Origin of the sequence: Halorubellus salinus, assembly GCF_020567525.1 — an archaeon.
In the GTDB taxonomy this organism is placed as follows: domain Archaea; phylum Halobacteriota; class Halobacteria; order Halobacteriales; family Natrialbaceae; genus Halorubellus; species Halorubellus salinus.
On the sequence record NZ_JAJCVI010000009.1, the window covers coordinates 31516 to 42656 of the forward strand.

The 11141-nt window shown below is 67.2% G+C and carries 13 protein-coding genes and 1 tRNA gene; 8 read left to right on the forward strand and 6 right to left on the reverse strand.

What is annotated here, in order from left to right; all coding sequences use genetic code 11:
• Positions 1–96: 96 nt before the first annotated feature.
• Positions 97–531: a hypothetical protein gene (locus LI336_RS19950; RefSeq protein ID WP_227134937.1), complete on the reverse strand. Its 435-nt coding sequence runs from the start codon at positions 529–531 to the stop codon at positions 97–99.
• A gap of 345 nt (positions 532–876) precedes the next feature.
• A complete protein-coding gene (locus tag LI336_RS19955; RefSeq protein WP_227134938.1) occupies positions 877–1818 on the reverse strand; it encodes an alpha/beta fold hydrolase in 942 nt (313 codons plus the stop codon).
• Positions 1819–2197: 379 nt separating this feature from the next.
• On the opposite strand from LI336_RS19955, the gene LI336_RS19960 reads away from it, so the two are divergent.
• Positions 2198–2674, forward strand: a complete 477-nt coding sequence (locus LI336_RS19960) for a TRAM domain-containing protein (protein WP_227134939.1) — start codon at positions 2198–2200, stop codon at positions 2672–2674.
• A gap of 212 nt (positions 2675–2886) precedes the next feature.
• On the forward strand, positions 2887–3672 hold the full coding sequence (locus tag LI336_RS19965; protein ID WP_227134940.1) for an SDR family oxidoreductase: 786 nt from the start codon (positions 2887–2889) through the stop codon (positions 3670–3672).
• Between the two features lie 18 nt (positions 3673–3690).
• Here LI336_RS19965 and LI336_RS19970 read toward each other — a convergent pair whose 3' ends face one another.
• Complete coding sequence (locus LI336_RS19970; RefSeq protein WP_227134941.1) at positions 3691–4755, reverse strand: mannose-1-phosphate guanylyltransferase; 1065 nt, start codon at positions 4753–4755, stop codon at positions 3691–3693.
• Positions 4749–5027: a DUF7091 family protein gene (locus tag LI336_RS19975; RefSeq protein ID WP_227134942.1), complete on the reverse strand. Its 279-nt coding sequence runs from the start codon at positions 5025–5027 to the stop codon at positions 4749–4751. Before LI336_RS19975 ends, LI336_RS19970 begins: the two co-directional genes overlap by 7 nt.
• A 236-nt stretch (positions 5028–5263) precedes the next feature.
• On the opposite strand from LI336_RS19975, the gene LI336_RS19980 reads away from it, so the two are divergent.
• The 5 genes from LI336_RS19980 (at position 5264) to LI336_RS20000 (ending at position 9200) form a co-directional block, all read left to right on the forward strand.
• Positions 5264–6199 carry a replication factor A gene (locus tag LI336_RS19980; protein ID WP_227134943.1) on the forward strand — a complete coding sequence of 312 codons (936 nt, stop codon included), beginning with the start codon at positions 5264–5266 and terminating at the stop codon, positions 6197–6199.
• Between the two features lies 1 nt (position 6200).
• A complete protein-coding gene (locus LI336_RS19985; protein ID WP_227134944.1) occupies positions 6201–6803 on the forward strand; it encodes an RPA family protein in 603 nt (200 codons plus the stop codon).
• Positions 6804–6923: 120 nt separating this feature from the next.
• The gene (locus LI336_RS19990) at positions 6924–7343 is read left to right on the forward strand and encodes a DUF8146 domain-containing protein (protein WP_227134945.1); all 420 of its coding nucleotides are present in this window, start codon (positions 6924–6926) and stop codon (positions 7341–7343) included.
• Between the two features lie 325 nt (positions 7344–7668).
• On the forward strand, positions 7669–7935 hold the full coding sequence (locus tag LI336_RS19995) for a sulfurtransferase TusA family protein (RefSeq protein ID WP_227134946.1): 267 nt from the start codon (positions 7669–7671) through the stop codon (positions 7933–7935).
• A 209-nt stretch (positions 7936–8144) separates the two neighbouring features.
• A complete protein-coding gene (locus tag LI336_RS20000) occupies positions 8145–9200 on the forward strand; it encodes an enolase-like domain-containing protein (RefSeq protein WP_227134947.1) in 1056 nt (351 codons plus the stop codon).
• A gap of 129 nt (positions 9201–9329) precedes the next feature.
• Here the strand turns inward: LI336_RS20000 and LI336_RS20005 are convergent, their stop codons facing one another.
• Positions 9330–9785, reverse strand: a complete 456-nt coding sequence (locus tag LI336_RS20005; protein WP_227134948.1) for a DUF5814 domain-containing protein — start codon at positions 9783–9785, stop codon at positions 9330–9332.
• Between the two features lie 370 nt (positions 9786–10155).
• Between LI336_RS20005 and LI336_RS20010 the strand changes: the two genes are divergently transcribed.
• Positions 10156–10228 (forward strand) — tRNA-His (locus LI336_RS20010).
• Positions 10229–10347: 119 nt separating this feature from the next.
• Here the strand turns inward: LI336_RS20010 and LI336_RS20015 are convergent.
• Positions 10348–11141 (reverse strand): RNA-guided endonuclease InsQ/TnpB family protein (locus tag LI336_RS20015; RefSeq protein WP_227134949.1); only part of this gene is annotated, 794 nt, incomplete at its 5' end.

Below are 11141 nucleotides of genomic sequence, written 5' to 3' on the forward strand. Positions count from 1 at the left end.
AACGCACACCCCTCGCCTGAGTAGCTGGTTCTTCCGACGCGAATCCGTGTGCGTCGAGTGTCGACGTCGGTCGAGTGTCGACGTGCGTCGTGCGAGTTACACTGGGTACGAGCGCCGTCCGTGTCGGCGGTCGCGAGTGTGGAACGCGAACCCGATAGCGAGCAGGCCGCTGGCTGCGGTGGCCAGTGCTGCGATGCCGAAGCTCGTGCCGGGGTCGAAGTACGTGCGGCGCGCGAACAGGTGATACTCGCCGGCGTAGAAGACGGCGATGGGGCCGCGGCCGGGGCCAGGGAGTGCGCCGAGGCTGTCGGTGACGTAGCTGTCGCCGGCGATGCCGTCGGTGACGCGGTCGCGGTCGGCCGCGGTGAGGTCCGTGTAGTCGACGATCCAGTCGGCGTCCGCGAAGTCGGTGGTAACGCCGGCGTACGCGAACTCGAACCGGATGGCGCCGACGCCGAGGACGACACCGGCGACGACGAGGCAGACGCCGAGGACGAACGCGATCGAGGGAACCTGCGGCGGCTGACGCATACGAAATGTAGGCGTCGCGGAACGATAAGGGCTGCGCGCAACCGGTGGCATCGGCGCGGAGCGGGGTCGACCGTGGGTCGTGTCGTTCGGCCCGCAGTGTCATGTGAGAATCCAACGAGGAACGCGTATGGCCGAGCGACGTCGATTCCTGGCGGCACTCGGCGGGGAACTGTCGCTCGCGGGCTGCCTGCGACTGGAGGGGGGCGACGGGACGACGACGGACCGGACGACGGAGACGACGGTGCCGTCGTCGTCTGCGGCGAGGGCGACGACCCGGACGCGGCCGACGGCGTCGTCTTCGGGCTCGACGCGGCCTGACTCCCGGCCGGAGAGCGCGGCCGACCGTCACTCGACGAGGAACGCGACGATGGCGTCCCTGGCTTCGGTCGTGGGTTCGAGCCACGGCGTGTGGCCGTGGTCGTCGAGGACGACCATCTCGCCGGCGGGCATGGCGTCGGCGACCGGGCGGCCGACCGCTGGTGGCCAGAAGAAGTCCTCGGTCCCCCAGACGAACCGCGTCGGGACGTCGCTCGCCTCGAGTTCGTCGCGGACGACGAATCGCTCGTGCATCCCGCCGCGGAGCGTGCCGGCGGTCGTGTTCAGCGCGACGAGGCTGTCGGTCTGCCCGGGGATGCGTTCACCGGCGAGTCCGACCTCGAGGAGTGCGTCGGGAAGTGCGCTGTCGTCCTCGAGGTTGATGAGGTTCCACTGTTCGCGAGCGTCCGCGAGCGAGTCGGCGATCGACCGCCGGAACAGCCACGGGCCGACCTTCGGCGCGTACGTCAGGCGGAACACCCACGGCACGTTCCGGGAGAGTCCGCCGGGTGCGCCGACGAGGCACGTCCGGTCGACGCGGTCGGGGTGGTCGACCTGGCAGTGCAGCGCCTGCATCCCGCCCAGCGAGTTCCCGAGGAGGCGCGTCGCGTCGACGTCGAGTGCGTCCATGAGGCCCGTGACGTAGTCGACGCCGAACTCGCGGAAGTCGACCGTCGCGTAGTCCACGGGCGTCGACAGCCCGCGTCCGGGACGGTCGGGTGCGATGACGCGGAACTCGTCGGCGAGCGCGTCGAACAGCGGGAGCCACGTTGCGGCGTTCGTACTGAGGCCGTGCAGGCAGAGGAGTGGCGGGCCGTCGCCCGCTTCGAGGTAGTGGATGCGGTCGCCGGCGACGGACGCTGTCCGTGACGCGACGTCGACGTCGACGGTCTCCGCGTACGTCTCGAGCGCCTCCAGGAACGCGCGTTCGCCCGACTCGGGCGCGTCGAGGGACGTGGTCGTGAGTGGCATACCCGGACCGACCGACGCCGCGACAAAAACGCTATCGACGAGTCGTCACCCGCTGAAACCGACAGCCCCGATGCATCCCGCTCCGAAATGACCATCCGGGATACGGCTCGCTGAGCGCGCGCCGGTGGTCGATGTCCTCGGTCGCGAGCGCCCGCGCGACGACGCAGGCCGCGACGAGCGCGACGAGGCAGAGCGCGGTTACGAGCCGATCCCTCGAGGTGAGGGCAGGCATATTCTATCGCTCTACCCACTATCGGACTGCGTATATGTAATCGTCGTCGGTTGCGGTAACTACCAGGACGGTCGTCGGCGGACGTGCGTCGTCGACGCGGGCCGTCTCAACGCAAGCGTTTAGGTCTGCGGCCCGCTACTCGGTTGCATGTCGGACTGTCCACTCGCCGACGACTGCCCGCGATTCACAGAGCGCGTCGCCGGCATGGGATGCCAGCACTACGGCGACCGCGGCGGGATGGAGTGGTGCAAGGAGTACGACCAACCCATCTCGGACCTGAAGACGCAGCCGGTGAAGGTCGGCGAGGAGGTCGTCGTCGAGGTGACGGACATCCACGAGAGCGGTGCGGGCGTGGGCCGCACCGACGACGGCTTCATCATCATGGTCGACGGCGTCCTCCCGGACGCGAAGGCGAAGGTGAAGGTGACGAACGTGCACTCGAATCACGCTCGTGCCGACGAACTCGAGCGCCTGCCGATGGACGAGGACCTCGACGACGGCGACGGCGCGGAACTCGGGTACGACGACCCCGACGAAGCCGACGACGACGACGAGGACGACGACAGCGGCAGGCGCGTCGACCGCGAACGCCTCGGGAGTCGCGAGAACTTCTGGGGGAACTAGCCGGCCGTCGCGGGCAGCGCATCGACCTGGACAGTCCAACCGCCGTCCTCCGTCTCTGCGAGCCGTTCTCGACCCGTCGCTTCTGCGAGTCGCGCTCCGCGCGTCGAGGCGACCGCTATCGACGCATCGAGTGACGACCCGCGTGCCCGTCGGTCGCGACGAGCGCTGCCGGCGGCACATGCTATTAGTTCTCGCCGGGCGTCGCCATTGGCATGGACCTACACCTCGACGACGACGTGGCGCTGGTGACGGCGAGTTCGAGCGGCCTCGGGTACGCGAGCGCCGAAGCGCTCGCTCGCGAAGGCGCGCACGTGGCGATCTGCGGTCGGGACGAGGAGCGACTCGCGGCCGCCGAGACCGACCTCGAAGGCGTCGGGGACGGCCGCGTCCTCGCGCAACCCGCGGACCTGACCGACCCCGGAGACGTGAGCGCGCTCGTCGACGCGACCGCCGACGAGTTCGGCGGCATCGACCACCTCGTGACGTCCGCGGGCGGCCCGCCCTCGGGGTCGTTCCTCGACATGGAGGACCGCGACTGGTACGGGGCGTACGACACGCTCGTCATGAGCGCCGTCTGGACGCTGCGAGAGGCGTACCCGCATCTCGACGCGAGCGAGACGGGGACGTGGACCGCCATCACGTCCCGGAGCGTCCGCGAGGTCATCGACGACCTCGTCCTCTCGAACGCCGTCCGGCGAGCGGTCATCGGGCTCGTGAAGTCAGTGAGTCACGAGTTCGGGCCGAGCGTCCGCGCGAACGCCGTCCTCCCCGGCGCCCACGAGACGAGTCGTATCGAGGAACTCGTCGAGGACGCGGTGGAGCGCGGCGACCACGACACGTACGCGGACGGCCTCGCCGAGTGGGGCGAGGGCGTCCCGCTCGAACGCATCGGCGACCCCCAGGAGCTCGGGGACGTCGTCGCGTTCCTCGCCAGCGACCGTGCGAGCTACGTGAACGGCGTCGAGGTGCCCGTCGACGGCGGGAGCCTGCGAAGTTAGAGCGCCGACGGCGAGCGCTCAGAAGGCGTCGCGCTCGCGGAGGTCGGCGACGACCTCGCGGACGCGCTGGCTCGAATCCCGCGGCGCGACGAGCACGCGGTCGTCGAACGCGGCGACGACGAGGTCCTCGCAGTCGACGACCGAGACGTGCTTGTCGTCGGTCGCGACGACGCTGTCCGTGGTATCGACGAGGATGGCGTCGCCGGCCGAGCAGTCGTCCGAAGCGAGCACGGCGTTCCCGTCGGCGTCGGTGTCGAGGATGCGCGCGAGGGCGTCCCACGACCCGAGGTCGTCCCACGCGAACGTGGCGGGGACGACGTACGCGTCGCTGGTGCGTTCCAGGACCGCGTAGTCGACGCTGACCGCGGGCGCGGCGTCGAACGCCGGTTCGACGTCGAGCGAGTCGTCCGCGAGCGACGACAGGGGCGTCCCCTCGCACTCGCGGAGGAACGCGTCGGGCGTCCACGCGAACACGCCAGCGTTCCAGAGACACTCGAGGTCGAGCAGTCGCTCGGCGGTCTCGCGGTCGGGTTTCTCGCGGAACGCCGCGACCGGTGCGTACTCGCTGCCGTCCGCCGTCTGCTGGAACTCGCCGGGTTCGACGTAGCCGTAGCCGGTCGCCGGCCGGGTCGGTTCGACGCCCATCGTCACCAGGCCATCCCGGTCGACCGCGACGCGGGCGGCGTGCGTCGCGACCGCCTCGAAGTCCCCGTCGACGTGGTGGTCGGCGGGCAGGCAGAGCATGACGCAGTCGCCGTCTTGCTCGCGGACCCTGCGCGCCGCGTACGCGAGCGCCGGCCCCGTGTCCTTCGGTTCCGGTTCGACGAACACCGAAGCGTCGGGCGCGTGCTCGCGGACCGCGGCCGCGTGCCGGTCGCCGGTCAGGACCACCGTCTCGTCGGCGAACGCGACGCGGTCGACCGTCTCCGCGAGCAGCGACCGGTCGCCATCGAGGGCGAGGAACTGCTTCGGGCGGTCGCTTCGACTCGCCGGATACAGCCGCGTCCCGGTGCCGCCGGCGAGCACGCACGCGACAATCGGGACGTCAACGCCGCCGGCGTCCCCGGGAGCGTCACTCACCACGTCTGGATGCACCCCTCGCGGACGTCCTCCGCGCAGCCCTCGCAGTCCGGGTGCCCCTCCTCGAAGCACGCCGGGCGGCCCCGGTCGTCGACGAACGCCGCGCGTTTCTCGACGTACCGGCGGCACACGATCTTGTGCCGACCGTGCTCGTCGCGTGGCAACTGCGACGTCGACCGGCCCGTCCGGTACGCCTTCTGGGCCTCCGCGTACCGCCGGCCCGCCGCCCGCAACGAATCCCGCAGGCGCTCAGCGATGTCGTCGCCGTCTCCCATACATCACCGTCCGGGCGGGTCGCGGAAAGCGTCTTCGCCCACCGACCGACGGCCGACCGCACGATCTCACACCGCCGCCACGACCACCAGACAGCGCCGACTACCCCCCACGAACCGCCTTCTCGGCGCCCCACTCGGGGGATTCCACTTCCACTCCGCCACCGGCAATTTAAATACCATCAGGCGCGAAGGTCGATGCGTCTCCCACGAAACACACGCGGAGACAGGAACCCACAATGAGCGATCTGCGAGACCACGCCGAAGACATACACGAACAGTTCTCGGACCACATCGACATCGACGTCGACGACGTCGAGGAACGCCTCAACACGCTCGTCGACGAGTACAAAGTCCCGCTCGACGAGGCACGGCGCTCCGTGACGAGTCACTACCTCGACGAAGCCGGTATGGAGCGCGACGCGCTCGGTGGCGGCAGCGGCTCGAACGACCACGTCCAGGTCGCGGACGTCGACGAGGACGAACAGTGGATCGACGTCACCGCGAAGGTCGTCGACCTCTGGGACGCCCGGAGCGACGCCGTCGCCCAGGTCGGGCTGCTCGGCGACGAATCAGGCACCATCAAGTTCACCGCGTTCGCGTCCAGCGACCTCCCGAAGCTCGAGGAGGGCGCGGTGTACGCCCTCGGGAACCTCGTCACCGACGAGTACCAGGGCGACTACTCGGTGAAACTGAACCGCACCACGACCATCGAGCAACTCGACGAGGACATCGAGGTCGGCGACGACTCCACGACCGTCGAGGGCGCGCTCGTCGCGATGCAGTCCGGTTCCGGGCTCATCAAGCGCTGCCCCGAGGAGGACTGCACGCGCGTCCTCCAGAACGGCCGCTGTAGCGAGCACGGCGAGGTCGAAGGCGAGTTCGACCTCCGCATCAAGGGCGTCGTCGACGACGGTATCGACGCGCACGAGGTCATCTTCGACAAGGAGACGACCGAAGCCATCACCGGCATCAGTCTGGAGGAAGCCAAGGACATGGCGATGGACGCGCTCGACACGACCGTCGTCGCCGACGAGATCCGCGACCTCGTCATCGGCACGTACTACCGCGTGAGCGGCCCGACGTTCGGCCGGTACGTGCTCGCCGACGACGTCGAACAGCTCAGCGAGCCGGTCGATGCGACCGCGGCGCTGGAACGAGCGAGGTCGATGTGACATGAGTCAGGCACCCACTCGCGAAGTCGCGAAACGCGTCTTCGCACGCGAGTTCAACGACGCAACGTTCACGTTCAAGGAATCGGACGACGAGCGCGCCCCGAACTTCGCGCTGCTCCCCACGGGGGACCGTGCGAACCGCGTGTTCGTCGTCGGCACCCTGACGGAGACCGAGGACATCGGTGACGAATCAGAGTACTGGCGTGGTCGCGTGGTCGGTCCGACGGGGACCTTCTTCGTGTACGCCGGGCAGTACCAGCCGGACGCGACCGCGTTCCTCCGCGACGCCGAGGCGCCGGAGTACGTCGCGGTCGTCGGGAAGCCGTCGACGTTCGAGACGGACGACGGCAACGTGAACGTCTCGCTGCGGCCGGAGTCCATCTCGGCGAGCGACGAGAACGCGCGCGAGCGCTGGATCGTCGAGACCGCCGAACGGACGCTCGACCGCATCGAGGCGTTCGAGGACGAGACGAACGAGTACGCGGAGATGGCGCGCGACGAGTACGACACCGCCGTGGAGACGTACCGTCGTGAGGCCACTGCGGCACTCGACTCTATCGTCGAGGACGGCGGCGAGACCGAGGAGCCGGAAGCGACGCCCTGACCGTCGGGGCGTTCGCCACCCGGACTCGCCAACTGACCGCGTTTTTTCGTCGCATCGCGCTCGTCCGTGCGAGCGTCTGACAAATACTTAAGTGCGTGAACGCGATAGTACGCGCCTAGGATGGGGAACAAGAACAAGACGATCTCCTTCCGCGTGAACGAGGACGCGTTCGAGACGCTCCAGGAGATCGCCGAGGAACGAGACATCTCGCTGTCGGCGGTGTTCCGCGACTACGTCGACATGCTGGTCGCGCACGACGGGCAGGTCGCGGTGATGCCCGAGCACGAGATCAGCGAGGAGGACACCGACGAGGAGGAGTGGCCGCCGAAGGTGAAGGTCCCGAAGAGCTTCGTCCGCGAGCACGAACGCCTGGAACTGGAGGCCGATCATCTCCGCGATCAGCTCGACGAGTACAAGCAGTACGTCACGAAGCTCCGCGAGGAGGTCGACGACGACCCCGGCGAGGACGTCATCCACCTCGAGGACCTCGACGGGAGCGAGACCGAGGACGAGGACGAGGATACGCCGTACGTCGGCTGAGCGGAGCGTTCGCGTTCGCTCGCTGCACGTTCTCGTTCTCCGTGGCGGTGCTCCGAGAACCGTCGGTTCGACGGGTTGGCTGGTGAACGTCCTCGAGAGGCGTCTGCAAGCGGCGCGCGCCGGCGTCCCAGGGTCGACGACCGCGGGTTCGCGCGAGGCAGGCGATGGAGGTCGTGACCCTCCCAGAGGAACGGGTTGAAGTGCACTAATCCCACAAAACTGCCATCGCTTTGACGGTTTTAAGCCCCATTACGCGCCGTTACCGACACCGATAATACGCTTCTTGTGCAATACGTACAATACTGTCAGAGAGTGCATTCGACAAATGAAAGAGAACTCCCCAACGATCGAGGACGCCGACGACGTCGTGGACGTCACCGGCCAGGTGTGCGCGATGCCGATCCTGTCCGCCGCCGACGCCCTCCAGAACGCAGACGCCGGCGACCTCCTCGCCATCAGAACCGGGAAGCCCGAGGACGAACGCGACGACGTCGAGGACTGGGTAACGAGGCTCGATGGCGCATCGTTCATCGATACTCGACGAGCAACAGACGGCCTGGTCGCGTTCGCCAGACGAACGACGACCGATTGACCGTCGACGCTGGAACGGACGCACCGGACCACCGCCGACCGGTTCGCATCACCGCACCGTCAGCGCCCACCGAACGCGCACGAACGACATGACACAGACCAACCGTCACTCAGCGCGTACGCATCGCGTCGCATCGAACCGCCGACCAGCTATCGACGAGGAAACGCCGAACCCACCCACAAGGACACCCCCCCACAGCAGCGAGCACCATGACGCTCTACGACCACGTCGCTGACCTCCCGCTCTCGATCGACGCGAACGAACGAACGAGCCGACGTCGAGAGCTGGCAGACGGACGCGTCCGCGTCACCTCGACGTTCGCGCTCCTCGCAGGCGATACCTTCGGCGCCGGCGAGGACGTCACCCCAGACCCCGTGGCCCACGAGGCCCTGCCCGAACCGCCCGCGTTCGACCTCACCGGCGAGTACACCGTCGACGAGTTCTCCCGGACACTCGACGACGTCGACCTCTTCCCGACGGACCCACCGGAACGCGAGGCGTCCCGGAACTGCAGACGCTGGGCGCTCGAGAGCGCCGCCCTCGACCTCGCACTCAAACAGAACGACGAGACGCTCGCGTCACTCCTCGACCGCGAGCGCTCACCGGTCCGATTCGTCGCCAACACCCCCGTACCGAACGGCGACACCACGCGAGTCCAGGACGTTCTCGCGGTCAACCCGACCTGCGAGTTCGAACTCGCCCCCACCGAGGCATGGACCGAGGACACGTTCAGGACGCTCGCCGACACCGACGCCGTCCGCGTCCTCGACCTGAACGGTCACCTGGACACCGCCACTGGCGATCGCCCGTCGACGCCAGCAGACTACCGACGCCTCTTCGAGACGTTCCCCAACGCGGTCGTCGAAGACCCATCACTCTCCGAGGACGTCCGGGGCACCCTCGCGGCGAACGCCGACCGCATCTCGTGGAACGCACCCATCCACGGCGTCGACGACCTCCGCGACCTCCCACTCGCCCCGCGCTGGTGCACCATCACGCCCTCGCGCCTCGGCACGGTACGATCGGTCTTCGAGACCATCGAGTACTGCGAGGCCGAGGACATCGAGATGTACGGCGGTGGCCGGTCAGAGCTCTGCGTCGGCCGCGGACACATCCAACTCCTGGCGTCGCTCTTCTATCCCGACGGCCCGAACGACGTGGCGCCACGGTCGTACAACGAACCCGACGTCAGAACCACGCTCCCGACGAGCCCGCTCGAACCACCGACGAACCCGAGCGGGATGGAGTGGACTCAGCTCGACTGAACTCGACGACCGGCCCTCGAAGGAGGTGAAGACGTCGAGACCGACCCGCGGAGGAACGGCCCGACGTACGACGCTGGCGCGACTCGCGTCGGTGGAATTCGTCCGGGATTCCGCGTCTCGACCGGTGGATCACCCGGAGAGGTTGCGTTTCGCGGACCGCATCCGGTCTCTTGCTTCCCGTCGGTCGTCGACGTCGGCGAGTTCCTCTGCGGCTTCGAGCGTCCGCACGCTCTGGTCGAGGAACGAGAGGACGTCGCCCTCGTACGCGTACAGCATGTAGTCGTCGCTCATGACGTCGACGATGGCGCTCGGCCCGAGGCCTTGCGCGCGGAGTTCGAGGAGGTACCGGATGAACTTCCGTTCGGGGTGCCCGCAGTAGGGGTTGTTGTCGCACGAGCAGTCGAGGAAGTCCTTCGCGAAGTCCAGCACGCGGTCGCGGGTCGCCTCGTCGAGCTTCTCGAGCCCACCGCCCTGGAAGAGGATGTCCAGCGTCGCTCCCTTGAACGCTCCCTTCGGGATGTTCGTGTCCAGCTGCGAGGAGAGCTGCCGGTGGTTCTTGACGTAGATCTTGTCCGTGATCGCCACTGTTGTCCCGGTATAGCCGACGAGCCATCAAAAGTCGTTCGCGTTCACGGTACCACGTCTCACGCCACCAGCCGCGACCACGTCGCGAGGGAGAGCGGAGTGAGTCACGACCGCAACGCGACTGGACCGCCATCGCACCGCGTGCGAGGGTCCCGCAAGCGAAGTGAGCGGGAGGACGTGAGAGCTTGCTCTCACGACGGCCGACGAGCGAAGCGAGGGGTCGGCTGGGGAGGACGGGGCTGGATTGCAGCAGTCGACCGCGCCGACGTCACTCCGTCTGCCACCCCGTTGCGTGTGCGACCGACCGACGCGGCCGCCCCGAGTCGTAACGTATATCCATCACAGGCGTCGTATCTGAAAGTGCAACGTGTCCGGGTTGGGGTAGTGGACTATCCTTCAGCCTTGTGGAGGCTGAGACGCGGGTTCAATTCTCGCACCTGGACCCTACAACTTTCTGACAGGAACAAAACGGCGAGGGGCAGTGCCGTTAGTACCCTATGTGCTTACTTCCCGTTGACATCCTCCCCGCCCTGAAGGGCGAGGATTCCCGAGCGTTGGGATATTAAGGTTCGCAACCCGCCTGTTCGCTCGGTGCGAAACGCCCCGAGGTTTGGTTGAACAGGTAGGCTACTGGCCGTGCCAAACCACCGTTACTCATATCCTCCGTCGGAGGATTCTGAGTTATCTTTCTGCGGATGTTCACCGCACCATTCACGTCTGCGTTCATCGTCGCTCCGCACGATTCACAGACGTACAAGCCACGCTCCACACGGCTCGCGTCACGCTTCCGACCGCAACACGAACACGTCTTGCTCGTATCTCGCTCTGAAACGCGGTCAACGAGGATGCCGTGTTCCTCAGCCTTGTATTCAAGCAATGTGGTGAAGCGGTCGAACTCCCAGCCGTGGAGTTTCTTATTCCCGCGCTTACCCCAGTTACGAGACTCGCCGTTCTCATCCTCTCGAATCTTCCCTAAGTCACCGATAGCGATGCGACCGACTGCGTGGTCGATGCACTGCTCAACGACATGCTTGGCGAGCGCGTGCAGGAAGTGGTCTTTCCGACGCGATAGTTTCTGACGGGCACGGAGCGCACGCTTCGATGGCCCGTTCTCGCCTTCGGTGTCGTACTCGTCGCGGGTGAAGTAGTGCTTGTCCTGTTTCAGTATATTCCCCGGATACAACTCCGCATCCCCGTCGTCGTAGGCGATAGCGAGGTAGTTGCTGATACCGAGGTCGATTCCAGCCGTGTTGTCGCCGGGTGCGTCCTCAACGGGAATTTCGACCTTGCAGACGAGGTGGAGTTCCCAACGGTCGCCATTCCACACGGCTCGCACCTGCTGGATGTTCTCCACGG